The sequence below is a fragment of the Arthrobacter sp. NPDC055138 genome, from assembly GCF_053607305.1.
Genome location: NZ_JBSGTH010000005.1, coordinates 194,476 through 221,148, shown reverse-complemented (window position 1 = coordinate 221,148; position 26,673 = coordinate 194,476). Strand labels below are relative to the sequence as shown.

Here is a 26,673-nt window from a genome sequence, read left to right as displayed (position 1 = left end):
GGCTCCGGGGCAGCCCGTGGGGTCCTTAACGCGGCGGCGGAACGATGAGGGTTTGCCCCGGTCGGATCAGCGAGGGGTCGTGGCCGATTGTTTTGGTGTTGGCGGCATGCCAGTCCGGCCACCGTTCGGCAATTTCGGCGTCCGTCGCCAGCGGGCCGAGCTCGGCAGCCGCCAGGTGCCAGAGAGAGTCTCCGGCGGTGACGGTCACCGACCGCCGGCTTCCGAGATCATCCCGGGTCAGAGGCTTGGCGACGATTCCGGGTGCCGCTGCAGGAGGCCTCGGTTGCCACGAGGGGTCCACCGCCTCACCGGCCGGTTGCCACAGCGGATCGATTCCGGCGGTGTGTGAAGGCGCGGTGGGCAACGGCGGTCCGGCGGTGCCTGCCGCGGGGGAACCATGGGCGACGGGGATGACCAACAGGTTCAGCCCGACGACGGCGCCCGCCAGCCGCAGCAGGAAGGCCGGACTAGCGGCGGCTGACAGTGCAGCCAGCTTCAGGTGTCCGGTTTTCGCCAGCGTGGCGCCGGCGGCAGCTGCAGCCAGACCGAGAAGTAGCCAGCACAGCACGGCAAAGCCGGCGCCGACGGAAAGGACCGCGAGTGCGTCCTGATAGCTGTGCGGCGGCCACAGCGCCCCGGAGCCTATCCTCGTGCCGGCAAGAATCAGCACGGTCCCGCTGCCGAGTATCAGCCCTGCGGTGACGAGATCGGAGATGATTCGGCGCATCGGATGCCCCTTAGGTCGTGCCTCGTTTGGACAGTTTTGACGTCATTTGTTGCTGTTTGGTGTCGTTTGAATGCCTGAGGTTTCATATAGTGGCACTTAGCTGAGGAAGATGTAAAGGGTCTTGACCGATTGACGTTGTTTGCCCGTGCTTCCTAGGCTTGCGCCATGCGATGGGACGCCCTGTTCGAGGATCTGGAGGCACAGTTGCACGCCGCGGACCGGCTGGAGCTGGAGGCCGAGGTCAACGAGCGAGCGCGGATCGAGCTGGCCGCTGTGGATCTAGCCAACAGGCTGCGCGGACAACTGGGCACGCAGCTGCGCGTGAGCGCCGGTGCACAGCTCAGGTTTGACGGATCGCTCGCCCACGTGGGATCTACTTGGCTGGTGCTTAACGAGGGCGTGCGGAACGTGCTCGTGCCCCTGGCTGCCGTGCAGTTGATCGAAGGCATGGGCCGGCATGCGGCGGCGGATAAGTCCGCAGCGCGCCGGCTGGGTCTCGGGTCGGCGCTGCGGGGGCTCGGCCGGAACCGGGCCCCGGTAGGCGTCTATCTGGCAGGCAACTCCGGCACCGCCGCGGCTGAGGGAGTGATCGACAGGGTGGGGGCTGATTCCTTCGACATCGCTGCGGTACCGTCCGGAGAAGACCGGCGCGCGGCCAATGTCCGTTCGGTCTACACCGTGCCGTTCACTGCCATCGCGGCACTCGTTTCGCGGCGCCTGGACTGAGCGCTCACTCCGCGTTCGACTTGGCTTCTTCGATCAGCCGACGCGTCTGGGCGTACTTGTCCTGGATGTACTGGTCCAGCACAACCTGCTCCACCCGCCACTGGCCCCGGCCGCCAATCTGGATGGCGGGCAGCTCGCCGCTGCGAACCAGGGCGTAGGTCTGCGACGAGGAAATCTGCAGCTCTTCGGCCACATCGGCCAGAGTGAGGAACCGTGGCATGGACAGATCCTTCGGAACGGGAATGGTTTTCCCCATTATGGCACCGTTTGATGCCGTTTGACGGCGCTGGGGCGTTGCTGTTGAGGCGAGTAGTTTTCCACAGATTGCGCCCGGAACAGGCGGTTGCAGTTCCCAAGCAGCAGCGGCTCGACCAGAATGGTGCCACCCGCGTCCCGGAGTACAGGTTCGGACCGCAGCATCGCTGTCCGCCCGGCGCGGGGATTGAGGGGGAGATCCTTGAGCGCTGCCATCGCGGAAAAAGCCGCGGCACCACGATTGAAGCGCCCGTCCTGGAAAGATCCACGCCTGCTGGTGGGGTTGCTGCTGGTGTTGGCCTCAGTGGCAGGGGTCTCCGCGCTGGTGGCCACCGCGGACCAGACAGAGGGGGTGCTGGCGGCCAAATCGGACATCGCGGTAGGGCAGCCGGTTTCCGCCGATGACCTGGTCGTGGTCGACGTGAGGCTGGGCGACGCCTCGGCCCGCTATCTACCGGCGGATGCCGGGCTGCCGGCCGGCGCGGTCGCCACCGCGCTGATCCGGGGCGGCGAATTGCTTCCGGCCTCGGTGCTGGGCACGGCCGATGACCTGGACCGGAAACCGATCGGATTGAACATTGAGAGCCCGTTGCCGGAAGGCGCCGGCCCCGGCTCCAGGGTGGACGTCTGGGTGTCCCTGCCCGATGGCCGGAACGGCTTCGACCAGCCTGAACTGCTGCTTGCCGCGGCCGAGGTGTCGCAGTTGGCGGACGCCAGCACGGCGTTCGGCTCGTCCGGTGCGGAACGGCTGCACGTGCTGGTCGGGGACGACACCCTGCCGGCGCTGCTGCACGCGCTCGCCAACGGCGCCCGCATCAACGTGGTGCTCAATCCGGGCGGCACTTCGTGAGCCTGCCGGTCCTCACCCTGGGCACGGCGGCGGTGGACTTCGTCTCCGGCCTGGAGCGGCTGCACGGGCCGGTGACGGTGGTCCGGCGCTGCACCGAACTGGCGGACTTACTGGCGGCGGCGCAGTCCGGACTGGCCCGGGCCGCCATCGTCGCCGGTCAAACCCAAGACCTTGACGGCGGCGTGCTGGAGCGGCTGCACAGCGCCGAGGTCTCCGTGGTGGCGCTCACCGACGACGACGGCGAACGGCTCCGGCTCGAGGCGCTCGGCATCCGCACCGGTGCGGAAACGGTCGAGCCTGAGGCCCTGTCGGCCCTCGTGGCCGAGTCGGCGGCACAACTGCAGGGCACCTGGCCCCCGGCCCGAGCTGCAGCCGGAGCCGCCGGTCCGCGGCTGGCGGGATTGGCGGACCCCGCCGGGGCACTGCGGCCACGCGCAGCCGACCCGCTGCAATCTGGACTGCCGGCCGCGAAGGGCGAGCTGGTGGCGGTATGGGGTCCTGCCGGGGCACCGGGCCGCACCACCGTGGCGGTCAACCTCGCCGCAGAATGCGCAGCCGGCGGGCAACGGACCCTGCTGGTCGATGCGGATACCTACGGGGCCAGCGTGGCGGCGTTCCTTGGCCTGCTGGACGAATCTGCGGCCCTGGCCCATGCCTGTCGGATAGCGGACCAGGGCATGCTGGACAGGGAGGCATTCGAGCGGGTCTGCCTAAAAGTGGCGGTGGCCGGCACCTCGCTGCGGGTGCTGACCGGGATCACCCGGGTGGACCGCTGGACCGAGCTCAGGCCGTCCGCGCTGGGAACTGTCCTGGAGCTGGCGCGCGCGCTCGCGGACGTCGTCGTGGTGGATTGCGGGTTTTCGCTGGAGCATGAAGAAGAGCTGAGCTTCGACTCGATGGCTCCGCGACGCAACGGGGCCACCCTGCGGGTGCTGGAGCTGGCGGACCGGGTGCTGGCGGTGGGCAGCGCCGATTCGGTCGGGTTGCCGCGGCTGGTCCGGGCCCTGGACGAGCTGGCGCACGCGGTCCCTTCGGCGTCGGCGGAGGTAGTGCTGAACAAGGTCCGGGCGGCGGCGGTCGGGGCGCGGCCGGAGGCGCAGTTGCGGGAGGCGTGGGAGCGATTCGGGCCGGTGCGCGAGATCCGCGCCCTGCTGCCGGCCGATCCGGCGGCAGCCGATGCCGCGCTCCTGGGCGGGTCGGTCCTGTTGGAATCCGCGCCGGACTCCGCGCTGCGCCACGCCATTGCCGGGTTGGCAGGAAGCCGGCTGGCGGCACCCAGGCGGGGACTGCGCCGTCGGACCCTGGTCAAAGTGAAGTTTTGAACGCGCCGCGTTAGGCTTGCGCAAGGACCGCAAAGGCGCGGTTCGGACACACCTATCGGAGGCGTTTTACATGTCGACTGGATCCAGCATGGCGGATCTGTCCAGCTCAGCAACGAACGATGAGGAATTCATCGCCAAATACTACGAGCATCTGGCAGCGGACGACGCGGCCAGCTACAGTCCCGATGTGCTCAGTTCCCGGGCGCTGGCGCACCGGGGACTGGCCGCCCACCGTCCCCCGGCCGAACCCGTGATCGGGATCCATGACGAACCCGACGCCAGCGTCGTCATGATTGTCACCGATGACATGCCGTTCCTGGTGGACTCGGTCACTGCCGAGGTGGTGCGGCACGGCATTGCCATCCGGATGATCATGCACCCTACTTTTGTGGCAACCCGCGACCGGGACAGCCACGACCTGACCGGCGTGGAGCGGGTCCCGGCCAGCGCCGGAGTTTCCAGCGGCGACACGGCAGCGCTGCCGAACCTGGCCGCGTTCGAGGCCGGCGGCGACAAGGTGCTGCGGATCGAATCCTGGATGGCGGTGGAGACCGCCCGCATCGACCCGGAGAAGGCCGCCGAGCTGGAAGCCGGGCTCAAGCGTGTCCTGGCGGACGTCCGCGCCTCGGTCGAGGACTGGCCAGCCATGCGCCGGCAGGTGCGGCAGGTTGCCGCCTCGCTGGATTCGGTGGTGGGGGCCGAGGAGATTCCCGATCTGGCCGAGGCCAAGGCGCTGCTTGAATGGCTCGACGACGGCAATTTCACCTTCCTGGGCTACCGCGAGTACGACCTGGTCACCCAGAACGGGGAAGACGTCCTGATGGTCCGTCAGGACAGCGGACTGGGCATGATGCGCCGGGTCGCCGACGCGCGGCGCGTCCAGCACCTGACCGAGGAGGGCCGCGCCCGCGCCCGGGAGAAACGCGCCCTGGTGATCACCAAAGCGAATTCGCGCTCCACCGTGCATCGCGCCGCGTACCTGGACTACATCGGGGTGAAGAGCTTCGATGCCCAGGGCAACGTCGACGGCGAACGCCGCTTCATCGGTCTCTTCGCCACCAGCGCGTACAACCGGTCGGTAAAGAACGTCCCGATCGTCCGGCAGAAGGTCGCGGCAGTGCTGCGGCACAGCGGATTCCCGGCCGACTCGCACTCCGGGAAGGATCTGCTCTCGATCCTCGAGACCTACCCGCGCGACGAGTTGTTCCAGATGGACACCGAGGAGCTGGCGACAACGGCAATGGGTATCCTGCGGCTGCAGGAGCGGCGCCGGACCCGGCTGTTCCTGCGCGCGGATGTCTACGGCCGGTTCGTCTCCGCGCTGGTGTTCCTGCCGCGCGATCGCTACACCACGGCCGTCCGCCTGCGCATCGAGCAAGAGCTGCGCCGCACCTTCGACCCGCAGAGCATCGACTACGAGGCGCGGATGTCCGAGTCTGCGCTGGCCCGGTTGTTCTTCCGCATCCGGCTCAAGCGGGATTCCGGCGTGCCGAAGGTCGATACTGCCGAACTGGAGCGCCGGCTGGCCCAGGCCTCCCGGTCCTGGTCGGAGGGCATCGACGAGGTGCTGCGCGCCAACTTCGGCGGTGAGGCGGCCGCCCGGCTCTCGGCGAACTGGAAGGACGCGTTCCCGCCCAGCTACCGGGTGGACTATGAAGTGGAGGACGCGCTCGAGGACATCAGCCGCTTCCGCAGCTACGAAGGTGGCGAAGCCGGGGCTGCACCGGTCCTGCATGTCTATGTTCCCGAGCAGAGGACCGATGTCCTTGCCGCCGACGCCCGGCTGAAGCTGTATCTGCCCGAGGCGCGGTCGCTGAGCAACATCATGCCGATCCTGCAGAACACCGGGCTGGAAGTGCTGGACGAGCGGCCTTTCGAGATCATGACGGCCGACGGGGAAGACTACTTCCTGTACGACTTCGGCCTCCGGTACCCTGCCGGCGTTGATCCGATTGCCACCGGCGGCCTGCTCGAGGAAGCCTTCGGCGCCGCCGTCACCGGCCGCAGCGAATCGGACGGCTTCGACCGGCTGGTGCTGGCCGAGGGAATCGGCTGGCGCCAGGTGGCAGTGCTGCGGGCCTACACGCGCTACCTGCGGCAGCTGGGCAACCTGGTGTCCTACGCGTTCGTCTCGGACACGTTGTTGGCTAACCCGGATGTGGCCCGGGCGCTGCTGGCCGTGTTCAACGCCAGCTTTGATCCGGATCTCGACGGCGACCGCGAAGCGGCGGTCGAGGCAGCCCGTTCCGACCTGGCTGCCGGGCTGGACGCCGTCCCGACGCTGGATGCCGACCGGGTGCTGCGCTCGCTGTCCAACCTGATCGGGGCAACGCTGCGCACCAACTACTTCCAGGACAAGACGTACTTCAGCTTCAAACTCAGTCCCGCGCAAATCGAAGGCGCACCGTTCCCGCGGCCGAAGTACGAAATCTGGGTCTATTCGCCGCGCGTCGAAGGCGTCCACCTGCGGTTCGGCGACGTGGCCCGCGGCGGCCTGCGTTGGTCGGACCGGCGCGAGGACTTCCGCACCGAAATCCTGGGCCTGGTCAAGGCACAGACGGTCAAGAACGCGGTCATCGTACCGACCGGCGCCAAGGGCGGGTTCTACGCCAAGCGGCTGCCGGACCCCGGGGTGGACCGCGCCGCCTGGATGGCGGAAGGACAGGACAGCTACCGAACCTTCATCCGCGGCTTGCTGGACATCACGGACAACTTGGTCCGGACCGAGTCCGGCCAGAAAGTCGTGCCCCCCGAGCGGGTGGTCCGGCTGGACGGCGACGATACCTACCTGGTGGTGGCAGCCGACAAGGGAACCGCGAGCTTCTCCGACATCGCCAACGACATCTCGCTGGAGTACGGCCACTGGTTGGGCGACGCGTTCGCTTCCGGCGGCTCGGTTGGCTACGACCACAAGGAAATGGGCATCACTGCCCGTGGGGCGTGGGAATCGGTCAAACGGCACTTCAGTGAACTCGGCGTCGACACCCAGGCCGAGGACTTCACCGTCGTCGGGGTGGGAGACATGAGCGGCGACGTGTTCGGCAACGGGATGTTGCTCTCTGAGCACATCAAGCTGGTCGCTGCCTTCGACCACCGGCATATCTTCCTGGATCCGGATCCCGACGCCGCTGCCTCCTTCCAGGAGCGCCGCCGCCTGTTCGAGCTTCCCCGGTCGTCCTGGGCCGACTACGACGACCAGCTGATCAGCGCCGGTGGCGGGGTCTACCCGCGGTCGGTGAAGTCGGTTCCGGTCTCCGAGCAGGTCCGGGGCATCCTCGGTTTGGATCCGCAAGTCACGAGCATGAGCCCGCCCGAACTGCTGCAAGCCATCCTGCGCGCACCGGTGGATCTGCTGTACAACGGCGGCATCGGCACCTATGTGAAGGCGTCGACCGAGTCGAATGCCGAGGTGGGGGACAAGGCCAACGACCCCATCCGGGTCAACGGCGACGAGTTGAGGGTCAAGGTGATCGGTGAGGGCGGGAACCTGGGCATGACCCAGCGCGGGCGGATCGAAGCCGCCAGCCAGGGGATCATCCTCAACACTGATGCCATCGACAACTCGGCCGGTGTGGACTGCTCCGACCACGAGGTCAACATCAAGATTCTGGTGGACCAGATGGTCGCCGCCGGCAAACTGCCGGTGGCGGAGCGGGCCGACCTGCTGCACTCGATGACCGAGGAAGTCGGCCGGCTGGTGATCCAGGACAACATCGACCAGAACGTCCTGCTGCTCAACGACCGCCAGCAGATTATCAAGGCGAGCCCAAGCTTCGAACGCCTGATGGACTGGCTGGAGAACCATGCGGAACTGGACCGGGAGCTCGAAGCGCTGCCGACCACCGAGGAACTGCACGAACGGATCGACGCCGGCCTGGGCCTCACCTCGCCGGAGCTGTCCGTCCTGGCTGCCTACGCCAAGATCGAACTGACTCACGCCCTGACTGTCAGCAATTTGGCCGACGACCCCTATTTCGATCGGGTACTGCGCGGCTACTTCCCGCAGGAACTGGCCGGGCGGTTCGGCGACGATCTGGCCGGCCACCCGCTGCGACGGGAAATCATCGCCACCGTGGTGGCCAACGACATGATCAACATGGGCGGCATTACCTTCGCCTTCCGCGTGCTGGAGGAGACCGCGGTCTCGGAGGCCGACGTGGCCCGGGCCTTCGTGGCGCTGCGCGAGATCTTTGAATTCGACAAGCTGGTGGAGGAGCTGAACGAACTGCCGGCCAGCTTCCCGACGGATCTGTGGTGCACGGTGCACCTGGACATGCGCCGTTTGCTGGACCGGTCGGTGCGTTGGTACATCAACCATGTTGACAGCGGCACACCGGTCGCTGACGGCATCGCGGCGTTCAAACCGCAGATGGACCCGCTGCGCAGCCAGCTGGTCAAGTACCTGCGCGGTGACGACCTGGCCCGCGTGCGCGGATGGCTTTCCAGCGCGGAAGAACGCGGGCTGCCCGAGGAGATCGCCCGGCAGTGGGCCGAGCAGTTCGAGAGCTTCGGCTTGCTCGACGTCGCCCGGATCGCCGGACAGGTGGACGAGCCGGTCGCATCGGTCGCACATGTCTACTACACGGTCTACGACCGGTTCGACATCGACGACCTGCTCGAGCGCATCACTGCACTCCCGCGCGAGGACCGCTGGCAGTCACTGGCCCGGGCCGCGATGCGCGACGATCTGTACACCACGGTCACCGACATCACCGTTGCGGTGATGCAAAGCACCCAGCCGGGGGAGCCGGCGGAAGCCAGAATCGACGAATGGGAGCAGGCCAACGCCGAGAACATCAAGCGTGCCAGGGACATGTTCGAAGAAGTGAACCAGCTCGAAAAAGACGACATGGCCTCCTTGTCCGTAGCCCTGCGCCTGATGCGCTCGACAGTACGGCGGTAGCTTGGCCATCTTCACCGACCCCATCCGCGACTACGCCGACTTCAGACCGGGCGATGCAGAATGGCTTCATCTGCTGGTCGGCGACTGGCAACTCATCGCGGACCTGGCCTTCGCCGACCTGGCCCTGTGGTTCCCGACGCCGGACGGCAGCTATGTCGCCCTGGCGCACGTGCGCCCCTCGACCACGCACACAGTGTTCCACCGAGACTTCGTGGGCGAGCGCATCCGCGCCGACCTGAAGCCGCTGGTGGACGCGGCGCGGCAGTCTCAGACGATTGAACGATCGTCGGAAGCGGACTGGACCACCGAGATGGCCATGCGAGTCGAAGCGGTTCCCATGGTTCGCAACGGCCGGACCTTGGCCATCGTGACCTCGCACATGGACCTGTCCAGTTCCCGGATGCCGTCACGGCTGGAGCTGACCTACCGGCAGTGCGCCTACGATCTGCTGAAGATGGGAACGCTGGGGCTGTGGCCGGACTTCGCGTCTCCGACCGGGTCGCGCCGCGGCGCGCCCCGGGTCGGAGACGGACTGATCCGGCTGGATGCCGACGGGGTGGTGGAGTACGCCAGCCCGAACGGCGTCTCCGCCTTCCGTCGGCTCGGCGACATCGAGTCATTGGAAGGCCGCTCGCTGGCCGAGGTGACCACTGCTTTGCTCAAGGACCGGCGGATGGTCGATGAGACCCTGCCGTTGGTGGTGACCGGACGGATGCCGTGGCGCACGGAGATCGAATCCCGCGGCGTCTCGCTCTCGCTCCGGGCGATCCCGCTGCGGAATGAGCGGGAGCGGTTCGGTGCATTGGTGCTGTGCCGGGATGTCTCGGAGCTGCGCCGGCGGGAGATGGAGTTGGTGTCGAAGGACGCCACCATCCGGGAGATTCATCACCGGGTCAAGAACAACCTGCAGACGGTGGCAGCACTGCTGCGCATGCAATCGCGGCGGATGGTCAGCGACGAAGCCAAGCAGGGGCTGGAACAAGCAATGCGGCGGGTGGCAACGATCGCGCTGGTCCATGAGACGCTCTCCCAGGGCCTGGCGCAGAACGTCGACTTCGATGAACTGATCGGGCGCCAGTTCCGGCTCTCGGCCGAGGTCGCCTCACCCACCCAGGCTGTCCGCACCGAGCGCAGCGGCGAGTTCGGCGAGCTGCCCAGCGAATTCGCCACCCCGTTGGCGCTGGTCATCAACGAACTGGTAACCAACGCCGTCGAACATGGATTGGCCGGGCGGCACGGCACGGTCCTGTTGACAGCCAAGCGGTCCCGGCGCGGCGAGGAGGAACTGCTGACCGTCTCGGTGGAAGACGATGGTGTCGGGTTGCCCGAGGAACCTCGGCGGGAGGGCCTGGGGCTGCAGATCGTGCGGACCTTGGTCACCAGCGAACTCGGCGGCCGGATCGAGTGGGCGCCCCGCGATGGTGGCGGAACCTGCGTGCGGATCGATCTGGTGCTCAACAACCACACGGCCCGCTGAGCCGACACCCGCTGTGCAGGTGGAATGCGAGAGGCCGCTGCCGGAACCGGCAGCGGCCTCTGTTCAAACCTGGCTTCGGGTCAGGACGCCCGGCGGGCCCGGGCGGCGCGGCGCTTGAGCGCACGACGCTCGTCCTCGCTCATGCCGCCCCATACACCGGCGTCCTGGCCGGACTCGATGGCCCACTGCAAGCAGGTATCGATTACCGGGCAGCGTCGGCAAACGCTCTTGGCCTCTTCGATCTGCAGGAGTGCCGGCCCGGTGTTCCCCACGGGGAAGAACAGTTCGGGGTCCTTATCCAGGCATGCCGCGCGGCTACGCCAATCCATGCTGATCACATACTCCTCTAAATGGTGTCCGGCTTATCATCCGGCTGGGGGGATTCGTGAAAACATTCACGAACAGAGTCATAGAAAAGGGAGCCAGACAGGCCCCCTTTGCTTCGCCATCCAGCGTTTCATGTTAAATCCATGTAAACAAGGGGTCATGCCGACTTAACCGGCCGTAATTCATGAGTCATTCATCACAGGGTGGTCTGGTGGGGCTCCCGGTTCGGAAGCCGATACCTGACTATCTAAGGTAGGGTGCGAATGTGTCAATGCCTGCCCCTTCGTCCAGCCCTGCCTCCCGCCCCATTGCCATTAAGATCATCGCTGCCGCCGTCGTTTTGGAGGCGCTTGCTTTGCTGGCCGGAGCCGCACTGTATGGCTACGGACTCGCCACGCAGACCCCGATCTCGTTGGCCGGCAGCCTCTTCCTGCTGGTCCTGATGCTGGTCTTCGGCATCTGGCTGCTGGTGGTGGGGCATTTTCTGTTCCGCGGCTACCGCTGGACCAGGGCCGCGGCCTTGGTGTGGCAGGTGTTCGTTGTGGTGGTGGCCATCTCGATGATCCAGGGCGGCCAGTTTGCGCTCGGCCCGGTCCTGCTGGTGGCGGCGGGAGCCGCCTTTGTCCTTTTGCTGACCAAGCCCGTGACCGCGTTCCTGGTCAAGGGTGCCGCACCGCGCGCTCTGTAGCCACGGCGATCTGCAGCGGCACTGTTTTTCCGGAATCGATCCGGTAGGCCCGTCCCGGCGGTCTCCACGTGTCGTCGAGCCTGACACCGAAGAAGTCCGCATCCGCCCCGGTCCGCGGGGACAAGACCATGCCGCGCCCATCGGCGCGGGCCTGCAAAGCCAGCGGGACCTGCTGCAGCAGCAGCGGCCCGGGGCAGGCCGCAACGACGGCCGACGCGCCGGCAGCAATCAGGGCGGCAACCGCCTCGTGTGCCCGGGTGCTGAGGTTCGCGGCGTCGTCGACCAGCAGCACCGTGCCCCGGGCGACGGGCCCGTGGCCGGCCCAGAAACCGTCAGCGTTCCCGCCGTCGGGCGGGGTTGAACAGGGCCGCAGCCCGTCGAGCGCCTGCTGCAGGACGGCCAGGAGATTCGTTTTCCCGCTGCCTTCCGGGCCGAGCACCAGGTACGACTGGCCGGCCGGCAAGGTCAGCGTCGAAGGCTCCAGTTCGTCGCCTTCCACACCGATCACCGGGTTCCCGTGCCGGACGCGTGGCAGCGCACCCGCCGGAACGGAACGCGGCAGCGCTTCGACGCGGAACGGGCGGATCCTGGCCCCGGCGGGCGGGGGAGTGCCCTCCGCGTTGGTGGCCAGCTGGCAGACACCGCCCTCGCCGCCGATTCGCCCCAGCACAAGCGCCCGGCCCGGCACCGGTTCCATCGGCGGAAGCCGCGGCCAGCCCATCAATGTTTCGGGTCCGGCACCGGTCGGCAGGTGGAGCCTGTTGGCCACCAGCGGCAGGAACCGGCTGCTGGCCAGCTCCCGCTCGCCGGTCACGGCCAGGACGACTCCCGTCGCCTGGCCATCGCGGGCGATGTCCTGCACACAATCCTCGGCCCAGCCGAGCCGGCCGGACCGGAAGCCACTGAGCCAGCGGCCCCATCCGCTCACCAGCAGCATCAACGGAACGCCGGCGGCCGGCGCGGCCGGGTCCGGCGCCGAAGCCAGGCGGCCCAGCCGGGAAGCGACCTCGTTGGCCAGACGGCGGAGGACCCTCGCCGCGCGCTCGACGTCCTGCGGCCCGACGTAGGCTCCCGTGCGCTCCGCGCGCGACACCGGGCCTAGCGATCCATCACCGTCCAGGACATAGCAATGACGCTCCGGCGGGCTGCCCAGGACCTGTGCCGCCAGCGTCCGGAGGAACGCCCGGTGTCCGCCGCCCTCGACGCCGAGAACAGCCAGGTGCCCGTCGCGCTCCGGCCGCCAGCGCAGGGGCTCCTGCCGCTGCCGGGAGGGCAAATCCAACAGCCCGATCGCGATGTCCTCGCCGTCGTGCAGCGAGGCCGGTGCGACGGCCAAATCTGCGACGGCCAGATCGGCCGGCAGGGCAGGCGGCAGCGCTCCGGCTCCCGCCAGGCCCAGCCCGCCGGCGACGCCGGCGGCTTCCGTCACCAGTTGCTCAAGCTGTTCGGCGCCTTCCACACGGTCCGTCGGCTGCACCCCTTCCTCCCGCACCCAGTCGTCCACGGTCCGCAAGATGCTAGCCGGGTCTGTGTGCGGCCGGGTGCTGGAGGCCGACTGGAACAGCACGGCATCCCCGGTGCCGATGCGCAGATAGGCCCTGCCCCGTGCGATGACCGGGATTTCCGCCGCCACGGGGGAGTCGAGCAGATCCCGCGACTCGGCAGGGTTCTGCGTCCGGAGCGCAACCATGGCGGTGACGTTGGCGCGGATATCGGAGGACACGGCACCCTGCGGCCGCTGTGTTGCCAGCACCAGATGGATGCCGAGCGCGCGGCCGACAGTGGCCACGCGCATCAGTTCCGGAAGGGCCTGCGGAGCGTCCTCGCCGAGCATCCGGAATTCATCCACCACGACGACGAGACGCGGCAATGTCCCCGGCCTGCAGGCTGCGATGTCGCTGAGGCCGAGGCCGGCCAGCAGCGTTTCGCGGCGGCGCACTTCCGCCTGCAGCCAGGCCAGCGCCCGGTTCACCGCTTCGAGCGTCAGATCCGTCAGCAGGCCCGCGCAGTGCGGCAGCCGGGCGAGCGGGCCGAGCCCGGAACCGCCCTTGAAGTCGACCAGCAGGAAATTGACGGTAGCCGGCGATCTGGTCAGGGCCAGCGAAAGGACCAGGCTGCGCAACAGCTCGGACTTGCCGGCCCCGGTGGTCCCGGCGACCAACAGATGCGGCCCGTGCACGGCAAGGTCGAGGGCCAGCGGACCTGCTGCGCACGCACCGAGGACGGCGGCCAGGCCGGGAGCGCGGTCGCCGTCGGACCAGCGCCGGGCAAGTGGTTGCGGCCGGAGCAATGCCTGCAGCCGGCAGCTGGCGGGCACGGATCCGACGGACTCCGCGCCCTGTCCCGCCGCCGCCGCCAACCGGGCGAATCGATCCAGCACCAAAGCGGTGGCAAGGTCCGCCGAAAACCGGACGGTTCCGCCATCACGGATCAGGCGGCTGTCCGCCCCCGACACTTCGATCCGCGTCCCCGGTCCGGCGGGACCGCCGAACCACAGCTCGGCCGCCGGGGCGACGCAGTTCGCCAGCACCCGGGCGGTCTCGGCATGGCGTCCGGCCACCAGCAGCACGGTGCTGCCTTCGGCGGACAGCAGCTGCGCCAGTTGCCGGGGCCGCTCCGCCAGCGCGACTCCCGGGAGGAACCGCGCCGACGACCGGGCCGGTTCAGGCAGCGCGTAGCAGACCACCTGCAGGACGCTTCCGCCGGCCCGGGCGGCTGCCTGCAACAGCACCGACCTCAGCATGCCGTCGAGCCCCGACGCTGTTCCGGAGAACCGCAGCCGGTGCTCGGCCAGCAGATCCACGCAGAGCGGAAGGTTCTCCAGCAGCGGAGGCTCCGCGACCGGCGCCTCCGCCGCGCCGATGTGCGCCGGCAGGCGGGCCGTGCCCAGGCGCAGCCAGGCATGTTCCGGACCCGGTCCGCGCACCGGCCGGTGCACGTTTGGAATCCGGGCCGGGCTTCCGCGGCGCAGCAGGGACACCATCAGCGCGGCAGCGTCCGGTGCCGCCAACTGGCGGCGGCGGGCATCGGACTCCGCCGCCGCGGCCACTGCCGCCCGGTAGCGGCTGCGCTGCCGGCGGCCGGCTGCGTACGGAACGGCCGCGGCCAGCAGGGACATGGCGCTGAAGACCAGGAAGAACCACATGCCCGTCAGCAGCGCCAGGACCAGGCCCGCGATGAGCGGGAGCCCGGCCAACAACAGGGTCATGGTGGTGCGCGGTTCCGGGCGTTTCTCCGCCACCGGGACCGGCACGGCCAGATCGGCGTCCGGCAGGAACGGTTCGTCGGGTTCGCTGCCCACGATCAGCCGCAGCTGGCTGTTGCCGATCCACACGGGGCGCCCCGCCGCGAGCACCACCTGCCCGGCACGTTTGCCGGCGCAGACGATGCCGTTGGCCGATCCGGCATCGCGGAGCAGCACGCAGCGGTCGGTTACCTCCAGCGTGGCGTGCAGCCGGGACAAGGACGGATCCGCGATCGTCAGTGCGCACGCATGCCGGCCCACGGTGAAGCTGCCGCGTCGCAGGCCGAACAGCCGGCCGGCGTCCGGCCCCGCCGTCACGGCCAGCCCCAGCGGCGGCAGCGGGAAGGCATCCCGCAACGGGAAGACGGCGTCCTCCGGGCCGCAGACCACCACGGCGCCGTCGACCAGCGGGTGTGCCCCGGCGGTCAGCGAAGCCAAGCTGCGGCCGGCAACAGTGAAGGCCACGCCGGCCAAGCGTCCGCGCAGCCAATCGCCCAACGGCGCAGCACTGCTTCCGGCCTCCAGCCCGCAGACGGCATGGGAATGGTCGGCGATCCAGGCGGCCGCCGGGGCGGGGATTCCGGGCGCGGCCACCAGCGTCAGATGAAGGGCCATGACAAGAACCTAGGCAGAATCTCCGGGTCCTTTCCTGTGCGGCAGGCCGACCTGTGGATAACCGGTGGACCTCGAGCCCGCCGGTTCAAGCGATACGCTTGACTCTGGGCCGGAAGCGGCCGCCACGTTGACCGAACGAGAAAAGGCCTTAGCTCTTGAAGATCGCTGTCATTGCTCTGGGAAAGATCGGGCTGCCGTTGGCCGTCCAGTTTGCTTCGAAGGGGCACGAGGTCATCGGCGTGGACGTGAACGCCGCCGTGGTGGACCTGGTCAACGCCGGCACCGAGCCGTTCCCCGGCGAGGCCGGACTCCAAGAAAAGCTGACCGAGCTCGTGCCCGCAGGCCGGCTGCGCGCCACCACCGACTATGCGGAAGCGGTGCCCGGCGCAGACGCCGTGGTGCTGGTGGTGCCGCTGTTCGTGGACGAGGAGGCTAAACCGGACTTCGGCTGGATGGACGCCGCCACCCAGGAACTGGCCCGGCATCTGACCCCGGGCACGCTGGTGTCCTACGAGACCACGCTGCCGGTGGGCACCACCCGGACCCGCTGGAAGCCGATGCTGGAGGAAGGCTCAGGGCTGGTCGAGGGGCAGGACTTCCACGTGGTCTTTTCCCCGGAGCGGGTGCTGACCGGGCGGGTGTTCGAGGACTTGCGCAAGTACCCCAAGCTGATCGGCGGGCTGTCCGAGGCCGGGACCGCCGCGGCACAAAAGTTCTACGAGGCGGTGCTGGACTTCGACGACCGCCCGGACCTTCCGCGCGGCAACGGCGTCTGGGACCTGGGTTCGGCCGAGGCCTCCGAGCTGGCCAAGCTGGCCGAGACCACCTATCGTGACGTGAACATCGGGCTGGCCAACCAGTTCGCCCGCTACGCCGCCACCGCGGGGATCGACATCTACCAGGTGATCGAAGCCTCCAACTCCCAGCCGTACAGCCATATCCACCAGCCCGGCATCGCCGTCGGCGGGCACTGCATCCCCGTGTATCCGCGGCTGTACCTGTGGAACGACCCGTCGGCCACCGTCGTGGCCGCGGCCCGCGCTGCGAATGCCGGGATGCCGGACTACACCATCGGCCTGCTGGAGGGCGCCTACGGTGACCTGGCCGGCGCCCGCGTGGTGGTCCTCGGCGCGGCCTACCGGGGCGGCGTGAAGGAAACGGCGTTCTCCGGGGTGTTCGGCGCGGTGGAGGCCATCACCGCGCGGGGAGGCACCGCCGTCGTGCATGATCCGCTGTTCAGCGATGCGGAACTCGCCGCGCTGGGTTTCACGCCGTACCACCTGGGCGAGCCGGCCGACGCCGCGGTGGTGCAGGCCAACCACGCCGGCTACGCGCAGCTGGGCCCGGACGACCTGCCTGGTGTGAAGGTGTTCATCGACGGCCGGCGGGTCAGCTCCGCCGAGCGCTGGCCGGGCGTGGCCTACCGGGTGATCGGCAAAGCCTAGGGCCACCGGCCGCACCACCACATTGAGGACGACGGCGGCGCTCGCCGCTAGCGGAAAGAGGGAACCTATGGTGTTCGTCGCCGATTCGGCCGATGTAGCCGACGCCGCCCGGCTGGGCGAGGGAACGAAGATCTGGCATCTGGCCCAGGTCCGCGAGGACGCGGTGCTGGGCGCGAACTGCATTGTGGGCCGCGGCGCCTACATCGGCACCGGGGTGCAGGCCGGGGACAACTGCAAGGTCCAGAACTACGCGCTGGTGTACGAACCGGCGCGGCTGGGCCACGGCGTGTTCATCGGCCCCGCGGTGGTGCTGACCAACGACACCTACCCGCGCGCCGTCGCGCCCGACGGGTCGCTGAAGAGCGCCGACGACTGGACGCCGGTGGGCGTGGACATCCGCGACGGCGCGTCGATCGGGGCCCGGGCGGTCTGCGTGGCGCCGGTGACCATCGGCGCCTGGGCCACCGTGGCCGCCGGCTCCGTGGTCACCCGCGACGTGCCCGATTTTGCGCTGGTCGCCGGAGTGCCGGCCAAGCGGATCGGCTGGGTGGGCCGGGCCGGGCAGCGGCTGATTCAGGATTCGGCGGACCCTTACGTCTGGGTGTGTCCGGCCACCGATGCGCGGTACCGGGAAGAAAACGGCGTCCTGCAGGAAGCCACGGACGACGTTGCGAACGAAACGCGAGGAGAGCAGCAGTGAGCAAGGACTTCATACCGGCAGCCAAGCCGATCATCGGCGACGAGGAACGGGCCGCGGTGGACGCGGTGCTGGTCTCCGGCATGCTCGCCCAGGGGTCCGAGGTGGCCGCCTTCGAGCAGGAGTTCTCGCAGGTGCTGCTGGACGGCCGGCACACGGTGGCGGTCAACTCCGGCACCTCCGGCCTGCACCTGGGCCTGCTCGCCGCCGGCATCGGGCCCGGGGATGAAGTGATCGTGCCGTCCTTCACCTTCGCCGCCACCGCCAACTCGGTGGCCCTGACCGGGGCCACGCCCGTGTTCGCGGACATCGAGCCGGACCACTACTGCCTGGACCCCGAGGCGGTCGCCGCCGCCGTGACGCCGCGGACCAAGGCCATCATGCCGGTGCACCTGTACGGGCACCCGGCCAACATGAACGCACTGGGCGCGCTGGCCGCGGAGAAGTCGCTGCTGTTGTTCGAGGACGCCGCGCAGGCACACGGCGCGTCGCTGGGCGGCCGCCGGGTGGGCACGTTCGGTGAATTCGCCATGTTCAGCCTGTACCCGACGAAGAACATGACCTCGGGCGAGGGCGGCATGGTCTCCACCGGCAACGACGAGGTGGCGCGGCGGCTGAAGCTGCTGCGCAACCAGGGCATGGAACGCCAGTATGAAAACGAACTGGTGGGCTTCAACGCCCGGATGACCAACCTGCACGCCGCGATCGGCCGGGTGCAGCTGGGCAAGGTCGGCGGCTGGACCGGACAACGCCAGGCCAATGCCGCGTTCCTGGATGCGAACCTGGCCGGCGTCGGCACGCCCCGGGTCGCCGACGGCGCCGTGCACGTCTACCACCAGTACACGGTGCGGATCGGCGCGGGGGAGCGGGACCGCTTCGCCGCGGCGCTGAAGGACGAATACAACATCGGCTCCGGGGTCTACTATCCGATCCCGAACCACCGGCTGCCCTCCTTCAACATCACCGCGGACCTGCCGGTGACCGAGGCAGCGGCGGCCGAGGTGCTCTCGCTGCCGGTGCACCCCTCGCTGGACGCCGAGGATCTGGACCGGATCGCCACCGCGGTCAACGCCCTCGCCAAGGCAGGAGCCTGACCATGGCCGGGACCGAAAAAACAGTGCTCCGCGCCGGGCTGATCGGGCTGGGCATGATGGGCCGGCACCACGCCCGCGTGCTCCGCGAGACCGAGGGCGTGGAACTGGTGGCCGTCGCCGACGCCTACGGCGACCCGCACGGCGCCGCCCCGGGGCTGCCGGTCTATTCCGGGGTCGAGGAACTGATCAATGCCGGGATCGACATCGCCATGTGCGCGGTGCCCACCGGCCTGCACGTGGAGGTCGGCCTGGCCCTGGCCGAAGCCGGCATCCACACAATGGTGGAAAAGCCGATCGCGGACACGGTCGCCGGCGGCGAGAAGCTGGCCGCTGCGTTCGAGGCCCGCGGGCTGGTCGGCGCCGTCGGCCACATCGAACGCTACAACCCCGCGCTGCAGTCGCTGCGCACACGGCTGGAATCGGGCGAACTCGGCCGGATCTTCCAGATCGCCACCCGCCGGCAGGGCCCCTTCCCGGCGCGGATCGCCGACGTCGGCGTGATCAAGGACCTGGGCACGCACGACATCGACCTCACCGCCTGGCTGGCACAGGCCGCCTACGCCTCCGTCAGCGCCAACACCACCATCCGCTCCGGCCGCGAGCATGAGGACATGGTGGCGGCCACCGGGCTGCTGGACAACGGCGTGATCACCAGCCACCTGGTGAACTGGCTGTCGCCGACGAAGGAACGCGTCACCGTGGTCACCGGCGAACGCGGCGCCTTCGTGGCGGACACGCTGACCGCCGACCTGACCTTCCACGAAAACGGCACCATCAACACCGAGTGGGAGTCCGTGGCCAACTTCCGCGGCGTCTCCGAAGGCAACATCACCCGGCTGGCCATCCCCAAGCGCGAACCGCTGAAGGTGGAACACGAAGCCTTCCGCGACGCCGTGCTGGCCAACCGGGGGCTGCTGCAGCCTGCCCCGGCCGCGGAGCACGACGGCGGTGCCGGCACCGAGCATCCCGCGGCGACGATAGTGACCATGCGGGAAGGGCTGAACACCTTGCGCGTGGCCGAAGCCATGATCGCCAGCGCAAAGGAATCCCGCACCGTCGGGCTGCACGCCTGATGGGCCTGCGGATCCTGCTGGCCACCCGGATCTATCTCCCGGAAGCCGGCGCCGCCGCCTACCGGCTGGCCGCCACGGCACGGGCGCTGACCGAGGCCGGCCATGAGGTGACCGTGCTGACCACCCGGCCGCCGCGGGCACTTCGCGCCGCGGAAGGTGGTGCGGCCGCCGCCGGCGGTGCCCGGATCCGGCGCTGGCCGGTGCTGCGCGATGCCAGCGGTGCCGTGCGGGGCTATCTCCAGTACGCCAGCTTCGACATCCCGCTGTTCTTCCGCCTGCTGGCGCAAAAACCGTTCGATCTGCTGCTGGTGGAACCACCGCCGACCACCGGCGTGGTGGTCCGGCTCGCTGCCGCGCTGCGCCGCCGCCCGTACGTCTACTTCTCCGCGGACGTCAGCTCCGATGCCGCGGCCGGGATCGGCGTGGATCCGCGGGTGGTCGCGGTGCTGCGGGCGGTGGAGCGTTGGGTAGTCAGCGGCGCGTCCGGCGTGCTGAGCATTTCCACCGGCGTGACGCTGGCGCTGGCACGGCTGACCGCGGGACGGGCCAGGGTGGCGGAAGTCGGCACCGGCATCGACACGGACACCTTCAGCTTGGCCGGGCCCGGGGATCCACATCCCGGCCCCACCTTCGTCTACGCGGGGACCATGTCCGAGATCCAGGGCGCCGGCGTGTTTGTGGACGGCTTCCTGAAAATCCTGGACCGCTACCCCGATGCCCGGCTGCTGATGTACGGTGGCGGCGTGGAGCTGGAAGAGCTGCGCCGGCGTGCGGCACCGGCGGGGGAGCGCATCCGCTTCATGGGAACGGCCGACGGCGGCACCATCGCCCGTGCGCTGCGCACCGCCACCGCGGGGCTCGCCTCGGTGCGGCCGGCCCGCGGCTATGACTTTGCCTTCGCCACCAAGGCCTTCGTCTCGCTCAGCTGCGGAGCACCGGTGGTCTACGCCGGCGTCGGGCCTCTGCGGCAGCTGGTCGCCGAGCACGGGCTGGGGCAGAGCGTGGACTGGGACGCCGGCCAGGCCGCCGAGGCCATGGCCCAAGCGCTGGAACAGCCGGTGGACGACGCCGAACGCCGCAGGCTGTCCGAGTGGGTGGAGCGTAACTACTCGCTGCGCAGCGTGGGCAACCGGGCGGCCGCAGCCATCGCCGAGGCCGCCGAAGCCTTCCGCCGGCGCTAGCCCTATTCAGGGCGCGATAGGGGGCCAGAGCAGTACAGTCGTTCAGGGGTTGGCGCCCTGGACCGTGTCGGTCAGGGCGTGAGCACGGCGGCGAGGATGCCGCGGGAGACCGCTTCGTCCTCGGCGGAGCTCAGCGCGGCGGCGGCGCCGTGCGCGTTGGCCTTGTACTTGTCCACCTGCTCGGTGGTGAGCGAGGCCAGGGCGCGGGCCAGCGACTCGGTGCTGAAGTCCTCGGTCACCACGCCCAGATCGTAGGCCCTCATCAACGCAGCGGTCTCCGGAGACGGGCTGAACACCAGGGCCAGCCGGGCCTGGACGAAGTCGAAAAACTTGTTCGGCAGCATGAACTGGTGGTTCATGGTCTGCGGCGGCAGCGAGAATACCCCCACGTCGTAGGCGTTGAGGGTCGCGGGCAGCTCTTCCGGCGGGACTGCGTCGTGGAAGGTGATGCGCGGGTCGCCGGAGGCCAGGTCCCTGAGCTGCTGCCAATAGCGTCCGCCGTCGCGCGCCTTAACCAGGTACAGATCCAGTGTGAAGCGGTCGTCGAGCATCTTCACCGCCTCGATGGTGCCTTCCAGGTTGCGGCCGGGCACCGCCGCGCCGCTGTGCACCAGCCGGATCTTCCCGGGCAGCGGCAGCGACGGTTCCAAATGCCGGAACGGTCCGGCGTTGCGGACCACCTCCACGGTGCAGCCGAACTGCTCGGCATACATCCGGGCGATGGACCCGTTCACGGCCGTGATCGCGGTGGTGCGCGGCAGGTACTTGGCGCAGATGCTGCGCATATACGGAGCGACCAGCAGCTTCCAGGGCAGAACATGCGAGCGCTCCTCCGGAGCCCACTCGTGCATGTCGCCCCAGACCGGTGCGCCCTGGGCCACCGCATGGGCCAGCGGCAGGGCCCGTGCCTCGTTCGCCACCACCAGGTCAAAGCGGCGGCCCGCAACAAGCGCGCGGGCCTGCTTGACCGCGGGAGCGCTGAGCTCCACCGCGGAATGCTGGCGCAGGGCCAGCAGCAGCACGCCCAGCGGTGTCTGCGGCAAAGAGGGCAGCGACTCGTCGATTTCCAGATGATGGGTGGCTCCGGGCGGACGTTCGCCGTAGCTGAGCGTGGTGACTTCACCGGCTTCGGTCAGCAGTTTCAGCTGCCGCAGCACGCGGGAATCGGCCTGGATATCCGAGAAAGAGATACACAGGATCTGCTGGGCCACCACTGCTCCTTGTCACCGATGCCGGGCGGATGCCGGACATTGAAAGATTACCGTCCGGCGATCGCCCGGCCGTGCGCGGCGGGGCACCCGGCGCGCCGGACCGCTGCACGCGACGCCCGCTCGCGACGGCCGCACGCCGCTGCCGGACCCTGCCGCGGTGCGGAAGATCCAAGCTGGCGTGCAGGGCGCCGGGCTAGGATGGCGAGGGAAGCCGGGCCCATCCGGCTGCAGCCGAAAAAGGTCCAGGAGCCTCGTGAAGATTGCCATCACCAAAAGCACGTTGCGGATTCCGCCAACGTACTTCGCCACGGCGCACGCCGAACGGCTGAAGGATCGGCACGACTTCCACGTTTTCACCTTGGTGGCCCAGATCGAGGACCCCTCGGTCACGGTGCCCATCACCGACTTCGTCCCGGCTCCCGGGCTGGGCTTCCGCCGCCGCGAGCTGGTGATGCCCGCGTTCATGCGGCCGATGGCGCTGGCGGTGAACCGCTTTGGGCCGGACATCATCCACCAGCATTTCGCCACGTGGTCGGAGCCGGCGGTCAAGGCATCCAGCGTCTCCGGAGCCCCGCTGATCACCACTATGCACGGCTCCGATCTGGTGTCCTTGGCCAATCCGGCGGACACGATGATGGCCCGGTGGCACCATCGCAACGTCCTGTCCGCCGCGGCACACAGCTCCCGGCTCCTGGTGGTCAGCAATTACATGGCCGGGCGGGCTGCCGATCTGGAACTCGATACCGGAAAGATCCATGTGCACTATCAAGGCGTGGACACCGATTATTTTGTGCCCACCCGGCATCACTCCGATGAGCTGCCGGTGGTGCTGTTCGTGGGCGCGCTGAACATGCAGAAGGGCATCCGGGATCTGCTGGACGCCTCGCTGGCTGTCTGGCGCAAGGCCAGGCACCGGCTGGTGGTGATCGGCAACGGACCGCTGCGCGACGCCGTGGCAGAGCACGCGGCCAGCCATCCGCACATTGATTTCGTGGGCCGCCAGGACCGGGCCGGTGTCCGCTCCTGGATGCAGCAGGCGCAGATCCTGGTGGCACCCAGCCAGGAAGCCGGCGGCGCCCGGGAAGCGGCCGGCCTGGTGCTGCTGGAAGCCCAGGCCTGCGGGACGCCGGTGCTGGCGTACCGCAGCGGCGGGATTCCCGAAATGATGGAGGACGGCGTCACCGGCCTGCTGGCACCGGAAGCGGACTTCCGCCAGTTGCAGGACGGGCTGCAGCAATTGCTCCAGCTGGGCAGTGCAGATTATCTGGCCATGCGCCGGGACGCCCGTAAGTTCGTGGTTGACCGCCGGAGCCTGGCGGGCAGCGTCAAGGAGCTGGACGGCCACTACCAGGACTTGGCGGCCCAGGCGCCGGCCCCGCGGCGGCGATGAGCGCCGGGTGCTGCGGCCGCCGGGACCATTCCCGTTGTGGAATACTAGGCGGGTGAGTCGCTGCTGGGTCGTCGTGCCGATGTATAACGAGGCCACCGTCGTCGGCTCGGTCATCCAGGAGCTGCTGCAGACCTTTCCGAACGTGGTCTGTGTTGACGATGGCAGCAGCGACGATTCCGCCGCCATGGCACGCAAGGCGGGCGCCGTCGTCGTGGTCCATCCGGTGAATCTTGGCCAGGGCGCAGCGCTGCAGACCGGCTTCGAATATGCCGTACAGGATCCGGCGGCGGACGCAATCATCACGTTCGACGCCGATGGCCAGCACCGGGTCCAGGATGCCGTTGCCATGCTGAACCGGGTCCGGGACGGCGAGGCAGACGTGGTGCTGGGCTCCCGGTTCCTCGACGGACGGGGAGACGTGTCCGCGCTCAAGCGGCTGGTGCTGCGCACGGCCGCCGTCCAATCCAGACTGTCCACCGGCTACCGCCTCACCGATGCCCACAACGGACTGCGCGCCATGTCCGCAGAGACGGCGCGCAAAATCCACCTGACGCAGAACCGGATGGCGCACGCCTCCGAGCTGATCCACCAGTTGTCAGCGCTCGAGGCGCGGGTGGTGGAGCAGCCGGTACACATTGTCTATACGGAATATTCCAAGTCCAAGGGGCAGTCCCTGCTCAACGGCGTCAACATCCTCGCAGACCTCTTCTTCCGGTGATCCCATGCTCATAGTCGTTCAAATTGTCCTGGTCCTGGCCGTCGCGCTCGGCGCGCTGGCGCTGATGCGCGGGGGCCAGAATGCCCGGCACCAGGCGGTGCGCCGGATCCTGCTGCTGTTGTTCGCCGTGCTGGCGGCGCTGTCTGTGTTCTTCCCCGGCATGCTGACCGCTGCGGCGAACGCGCTGGGCATTGGCCGCGGCACCGATCTGGTGCTCTACGGGCTGATCGTGTGTTTCCTGATCTTCATGGCCAGTTCGTTCCAGCGCACCCGCCAGTTGGAGGCGCGGATTACCAAGTTGGCACGCCGGATTGCGCTGGACGAAGCGCCGCGCCCCGAGGATGCGGCCGGACCCGACGACCCCGCACGGCCGGAGACCGGCCGATGACGGTCCCGGAAGCGGAGATCGTGATTGCGGTCCACACCGCGGACCGGCCGGTCAGGCGCGCGGTGGAGTCCGTGCTAGCCGCCGCGCCGGGACGCGTCGGCGCCGTGGTGGTGTGCCACAACATGGATCCCGGGCCGGTGCGCGAGCAGCTGGCCGGCCTCCCGGAGACCGTGAGGCTGCTCGAACTGGCCGATGCCATTCCGTCCCCGGCCGGCCCGTTCAACTATGGCCTGGACCAGGCGCGTGCCGGGTTTGTTGGCATCATGGGCTCGGACGACACACTGGAGCCGGGGGCCGTCTCCGCTTGGCTGGATACTGCCCGGGCCACCGGCGCCACCGCGGTGATCGCACCGCTCCGCTACCGCGGCGGCCCGCGGATCCTGACCCCGCGCGCCAGAGTGGTCCGTGGCCCGCTGGTGGATCCGCTGCGTGACCGGCTGGCCTACCGGACGGCGCCGCTGGGGCTGGTCCGGCGGGATGCGCTCAGCCGGCTGGGGCTGCGGCTGAGCCGGGGGCTGCGCACCGGCGAGGATCTGGAATTCGGCCTGCGGCTATGGTTCTCCGGTGAGAAAATCGCCTATCCGGCCCACGCCCCTGCATATCTGGTGGGGCAGGACGCGGACGAACGGGTGACGTCGGCCGTGCTGCCGCTGGGCAGCCAGTTCCAGGACGTCACCTCGCTGGTTTCCGGGGCGTGGTTTCCGGCGCTGCCCGCGGCACAGCGGGAAGCCATCGCGGTGAAATTGCTGCGCGGCCACGTGATCAGCGCCGCCGTCCGCCGAGGTGCGCGGTTCGGATGGGGTGCCGAGGACCGGCAGGCGATCTCCGCCGTCGTGCGTTCGCTGACCGCCGCCGCACCCGGAGCGCCGCGCCTGCTCAGCGCGCCGGATGAACGCCTGCTGCTGGTGCTGCGTGACGCGGTCTCCGATGGGGAAATTTCGGCCGAATTACGACGGCGGGCGGACGCCGGAGCGCTGCAGCGCACCTTCACCCGGCGCTGGCTCACGAACCTCCGGCGCGAAGCGCCGCTGCGGACCAACCTGAACTCCCTCGTTTTCACCGCGGCTTCCCGGCTGCACCGCTCCCGGCCCGCGGCAGTGCCCGAGGCAGCGCCAGCGGCAGGGCTCGCGGATGGCTCCGCGGCCGCGGTCGCGGGATCACCGGCCGCTCCGGCATCCGACAGAACCGATGGAAGGCAGCCTCGTTGACTGGACCCCGCTCCCTGCTGATCCTCTCGCTCTCGCCGCTGCGCAGCGACCCGCGGGTGCTCAAGCAGATCACGCTGTTCCGCGACAAGTACCGGCTGTTCACCTGCGGGTACGGCCCGGCACCGGACGGCGTCGCCGGACACTTCCAGCTGGACACCGCGCTGGCCAGCTGGCCCCGCGATCCGCAGCGGCTGGCTCTGCGCCGCTACGTGGACGTGTACTGGAACATCGCCGCGGTGGCGCAGGCGCGCAAGCTGCTGCGCGGCCAGCGATTTGATGCCGTGCTGGCCAACGACACCAACACCGTGCCGCTGGCGCTGAGCCTCGGGCCGCAGCACGGCGTGCACGCAGACCTGCACGAGTTCGCGCCGAAGGAGCACTTCAACAAGCCGGCCTGGCGGGCGCTGGTGGCCCCCTACGTGCGCTGGCTCTGCCGCACCTACCTGCCCGCCGTGCGCTCGGTCACCACGGTGGCCGAGGGCATCGCCGAGCAGTACACCAAGGACTTCGGAGTCGCGGCCTCGGTGGTCACCAACGCCGCACCGTACGCGGACAAGCAGCCGCGCCCCACCGGCGAAAAGATCCGGATGATCTACAGCTCCGCCGGGCAGCGCTACCGCAAGATCGAAGACATCATGGAAGCCATGCGCGGTGCCCCGGAACACCTGGAGCTGGACCTGATCGTGATGCCGAACGAGCCGGCCTACGTCGCCGAGCTCAAGGCGCTCGGCGAGGAGCTGCCGCGGGTGCGGTTCCGCGAGCCGGTCCCGTATGACCAGTTGGTGGACACCGTGGCCGAATACGACGTCGCCATCTCGATCATCCCGCCCACCAACTTCAACCTGGCGCACGCCCTGCCGAACAAGTTCTTCGAGGCGGTCCAGGCCAGGACCGGGCTGATCATCGGTCCCTCGCCGGCGATGGAGACCCTGCTGCGCCGGCACGGACTGGGTGCCGTCACCGCAGACTTCAGCCCGGCGGCGCTGGTGGAGGTACTCAAGACGCTGACGCCCGAACTGGTGGATGAGTGGAAGGCCAACGCGCACGCCGCCGCCCGCGAGCTGTCCTCCGAGCACCAGATCAAGGGCTGGGAGCACGCGGTGGACGGCCTGTTCGCCCGGCAGGAGGCCTGAG

General features: G+C 69.1%; 21 protein-coding genes. 16 read left to right on the top strand and 5 right to left on the bottom strand.

Features of this window, described 5'->3' with window-relative positions; genetic code table 11:
- Nucleotides 1-25 precede the first annotated feature (25 nt).
- Entirely contained in the window at nucleotides 26-727 is a 702-nt protein-coding gene (locus ACWF5H_RS14110) for a LysM peptidoglycan-binding domain-containing protein (RefSeq protein WP_452037580.1), read from the bottom strand.
- A gap of 165 nt (nucleotides 728-892) precedes the next feature.
- On the opposite strand from ACWF5H_RS14110, the gene ACWF5H_RS14105 reads away from it, so the two are divergent.
- Entirely contained in the window at nucleotides 893-1,453 is a 561-nt protein-coding gene (locus tag ACWF5H_RS14105; protein WP_452037579.1) for a hypothetical protein, read from the top strand.
- A gap of 4 nt (nucleotides 1,454-1,457) precedes the next feature.
- Here the strand turns inward: ACWF5H_RS14105 and ACWF5H_RS14100 are convergent, their stop codons facing one another.
- Nucleotides 1,458-1,673 (bottom strand): helix-turn-helix domain-containing protein, encoded by a 216-nt coding sequence (locus tag ACWF5H_RS14100; protein WP_136784652.1) that lies wholly within the window; start codon nucleotides 1,671-1,673, stop codon nucleotides 1,458-1,460.
- 237 nt (nucleotides 1,674-1,910) lie between these two features.
- On the opposite strand from ACWF5H_RS14100, the gene ACWF5H_RS14095 reads away from it, so the two are divergent.
- The 4 genes from ACWF5H_RS14095 to ACWF5H_RS14080 all read left to right on the top strand — a co-directional run bounded on the left by ACWF5H_RS14095 (nucleotide 1,911) and on the right by ACWF5H_RS14080 (nucleotide 10,260).
- Nucleotides 1,911-2,558 carry an SAF domain-containing protein gene (locus ACWF5H_RS14095; protein ID WP_452037577.1) on the top strand — a complete coding sequence of 216 codons (648 nt, stop codon included), beginning with the start codon at nucleotides 1,911-1,913 and terminating at the stop codon, nucleotides 2,556-2,558.
- The gene (locus ACWF5H_RS14090; protein ID WP_452037576.1) at nucleotides 2,555-3,880 is read left to right on the top strand and encodes an AAA family ATPase; all 1,326 of its coding nucleotides are present in this window, start codon (nucleotides 2,555-2,557) and stop codon (nucleotides 3,878-3,880) included. Before ACWF5H_RS14095 ends, ACWF5H_RS14090 begins: the two co-directional genes overlap by 4 nt.
- 70 nt (nucleotides 3,881-3,950) lie before the next feature.
- Nucleotides 3,951-8,783 (top strand): NAD-glutamate dehydrogenase, encoded by a 4,833-nt coding sequence (locus ACWF5H_RS14085; RefSeq protein WP_452037575.1) that lies wholly within the window; start codon nucleotides 3,951-3,953, stop codon nucleotides 8,781-8,783.
- Nucleotide 8,784: 1 nt separating this feature from the next.
- The gene (locus ACWF5H_RS14080) at nucleotides 8,785-10,260 is read left to right on the top strand and encodes a sensor histidine kinase (protein WP_364648342.1); all 1,476 of its coding nucleotides are present in this window, start codon (nucleotides 8,785-8,787) and stop codon (nucleotides 10,258-10,260) included.
- Nucleotides 10,261-10,340: 80 nt separating this feature from the next.
- On the opposite strand, the gene ACWF5H_RS14075 is transcribed toward ACWF5H_RS14080, so the two are convergent.
- On the bottom strand, nucleotides 10,341-10,589 hold the full coding sequence (locus ACWF5H_RS14075) for a WhiB family transcriptional regulator (protein ID WP_086994524.1): 249 nt from the start codon (nucleotides 10,587-10,589) through the stop codon (nucleotides 10,341-10,343).
- 269 nt (nucleotides 10,590-10,858) lie between these two features.
- Here ACWF5H_RS14075 and ACWF5H_RS14070 point away from each other — a divergent pair, with 269 nt between their 5' ends.
- A complete protein-coding gene (locus tag ACWF5H_RS14070) occupies nucleotides 10,859-11,275 on the top strand; it encodes a hypothetical protein (protein WP_452037572.1) in 417 nt (138 codons plus the stop codon).
- On the opposite strand, the gene ACWF5H_RS14065 is transcribed toward ACWF5H_RS14070, so the two are convergent.
- Entirely contained in the window at nucleotides 11,247-15,134 is a 3,888-nt protein-coding gene (locus tag ACWF5H_RS14065) for an FtsK/SpoIIIE domain-containing protein (protein WP_452037571.1), read from the bottom strand. The two genes, ACWF5H_RS14070 and ACWF5H_RS14065, sit on opposite strands and share 29 nt — an antisense overlap.
- 155 nt (nucleotides 15,135-15,289) lie before the next feature.
- Here ACWF5H_RS14065 and ACWF5H_RS14060 point away from each other — a divergent pair, with 155 nt between their 5' ends.
- The 5 genes from ACWF5H_RS14060 (at nucleotide 15,290) to ACWF5H_RS14040 (ending at nucleotide 20,624) form a co-directional block, all read left to right on the top strand.
- On the top strand, nucleotides 15,290-16,579 hold the full coding sequence (locus tag ACWF5H_RS14060) for a nucleotide sugar dehydrogenase (protein ID WP_452037570.1): 1,290 nt from the start codon (nucleotides 15,290-15,292) through the stop codon (nucleotides 16,577-16,579).
- A 67-nt stretch (nucleotides 16,580-16,646) separates the two neighbouring features.
- Entirely contained in the window at nucleotides 16,647-17,279 is a 633-nt protein-coding gene (locus tag ACWF5H_RS14055) for an acyltransferase (RefSeq protein ID WP_452037568.1), read from the top strand.
- Complete coding sequence (locus tag ACWF5H_RS14050; protein WP_452037566.1) at nucleotides 17,276-18,370, top strand: DegT/DnrJ/EryC1/StrS family aminotransferase; 1,095 nt, start codon at nucleotides 17,276-17,278, stop codon at nucleotides 18,368-18,370. Before ACWF5H_RS14055 ends, ACWF5H_RS14050 begins: the two co-directional genes overlap by 4 nt.
- 2 nt (nucleotides 18,371-18,372) lie before the next feature.
- Nucleotides 18,373-19,443 carry a Gfo/Idh/MocA family protein gene (locus ACWF5H_RS14045; protein WP_452037565.1) on the top strand — a complete coding sequence of 357 codons (1,071 nt, stop codon included), beginning with the start codon at nucleotides 18,373-18,375 and terminating at the stop codon, nucleotides 19,441-19,443.
- On the top strand, nucleotides 19,443-20,624 hold the full coding sequence (locus ACWF5H_RS14040; RefSeq protein WP_452037564.1) for a glycosyltransferase: 1,182 nt from the start codon (nucleotides 19,443-19,445) through the stop codon (nucleotides 20,622-20,624). The genes ACWF5H_RS14045 and ACWF5H_RS14040 overlap by 1 nt, the downstream gene beginning before the upstream one ends.
- A 71-nt stretch (nucleotides 20,625-20,695) precedes the next feature.
- On the opposite strand, the gene ACWF5H_RS14035 is transcribed toward ACWF5H_RS14040, so the two are convergent.
- Nucleotides 20,696-21,835, bottom strand: a complete 1,140-nt coding sequence (locus ACWF5H_RS14035) for a hypothetical protein (RefSeq protein ID WP_452037563.1) — start codon at nucleotides 21,833-21,835, stop codon at nucleotides 20,696-20,698.
- Nucleotides 21,836-22,088: 253 nt separating this feature from the next.
- Between ACWF5H_RS14035 and ACWF5H_RS14030 the strand changes: the two genes are divergently transcribed.
- Genes ACWF5H_RS14030 through ACWF5H_RS14010 form a run of 5 tightly spaced genes read left to right on the top strand, consistent with a single transcriptional unit; the run spans nucleotide 22,089 to nucleotide 26,672 of the window.
- Nucleotides 22,089-23,225 (top strand): glycosyltransferase, encoded by a 1,137-nt coding sequence (locus ACWF5H_RS14030; protein WP_452037561.1) that lies wholly within the window; start codon nucleotides 22,089-22,091, stop codon nucleotides 23,223-23,225.
- Nucleotides 23,226-23,277: 52 nt separating this feature from the next.
- Complete coding sequence (locus tag ACWF5H_RS14025) at nucleotides 23,278-23,943, top strand: glycosyltransferase family 2 protein (protein WP_364648369.1); 666 nt, start codon at nucleotides 23,278-23,280, stop codon at nucleotides 23,941-23,943.
- A gap of 4 nt (nucleotides 23,944-23,947) precedes the next feature.
- On the top strand, nucleotides 23,948-24,331 hold the full coding sequence (locus ACWF5H_RS14020) for a DUF2304 domain-containing protein (protein ID WP_364648372.1): 384 nt from the start codon (nucleotides 23,948-23,950) through the stop codon (nucleotides 24,329-24,331).
- Entirely contained in the window at nucleotides 24,328-25,539 is a 1,212-nt protein-coding gene (locus ACWF5H_RS14015) for a glycosyltransferase family 2 protein (RefSeq protein WP_452037560.1), read from the top strand. The genes ACWF5H_RS14020 and ACWF5H_RS14015 overlap by 4 nt, the downstream gene beginning before the upstream one ends.
- Complete coding sequence (locus ACWF5H_RS14010) at nucleotides 25,536-26,672, top strand: glycosyltransferase family 1 protein (RefSeq protein WP_452037559.1); 1,137 nt, start codon at nucleotides 25,536-25,538, stop codon at nucleotides 26,670-26,672. Before ACWF5H_RS14015 ends, ACWF5H_RS14010 begins: the two co-directional genes overlap by 4 nt.
- Nucleotide 26,673 lies beyond the last annotated feature (1 nt).

Bases quoted from the DNA above. Each gene is read 5' to 3' on its own strand.
- ACWF5H_RS14110 (WP_452037580.1), bottom strand. From the start codon at position 727: ATGCGCCGAATCATCTCCGATCTCGTCACCGCAGGGCTGATACTCGGC.
- ACWF5H_RS14105 (WP_452037579.1), top strand. From the start codon at position 893: ATGCGATGGGACGCCCTGTTCGAGGATCTGGAGGCACAGTTGCACGCC.
- ACWF5H_RS14100 (WP_136784652.1), bottom strand. From the start codon at position 1,673: ATGCCACGGTTCCTCACTCTGGCCGATGTGGCCGAAGAGCTGCAGATT.
- ACWF5H_RS14085 (WP_452037575.1), top strand. From the start codon at position 3,951: ATGTCGACTGGATCCAGCATGGCGGATCTGTCCAGCTCAGCAACGAAC.
- ACWF5H_RS14075 (WP_086994524.1), bottom strand. From the start codon at position 10,589: ATGGATTGGCGTAGCCGCGCGGCATGCCTGGATAAGGACCCCGAACTG.
- ACWF5H_RS14070 (WP_452037572.1), top strand. From the start codon at position 10,859: ATGCCTGCCCCTTCGTCCAGCCCTGCCTCCCGCCCCATTGCCATTAAG.
- ACWF5H_RS14065 (WP_452037571.1), bottom strand. From the start codon at position 15,134: ATGGCCCTTCATCTGACGCTGGTGGCCGCGCCCGGAATCCCCGCCCCG.
- ACWF5H_RS14055 (WP_452037568.1), top strand. From the start codon at position 16,647: ATGGTGTTCGTCGCCGATTCGGCCGATGTAGCCGACGCCGCCCGGCTG.
- ACWF5H_RS14045 (WP_452037565.1), top strand. From the start codon at position 18,373: ATGGCCGGGACCGAAAAAACAGTGCTCCGCGCCGGGCTGATCGGGCTG.
- ACWF5H_RS14040 (WP_452037564.1), top strand. From the start codon at position 19,443: ATGGGCCTGCGGATCCTGCTGGCCACCCGGATCTATCTCCCGGAAGCC.
- ACWF5H_RS14020 (WP_364648372.1), top strand. From the start codon at position 23,948: ATGCTCATAGTCGTTCAAATTGTCCTGGTCCTGGCCGTCGCGCTCGGC.
- ACWF5H_RS14015 (WP_452037560.1), top strand. From the start codon at position 24,328: ATGACGGTCCCGGAAGCGGAGATCGTGATTGCGGTCCACACCGCGGAC.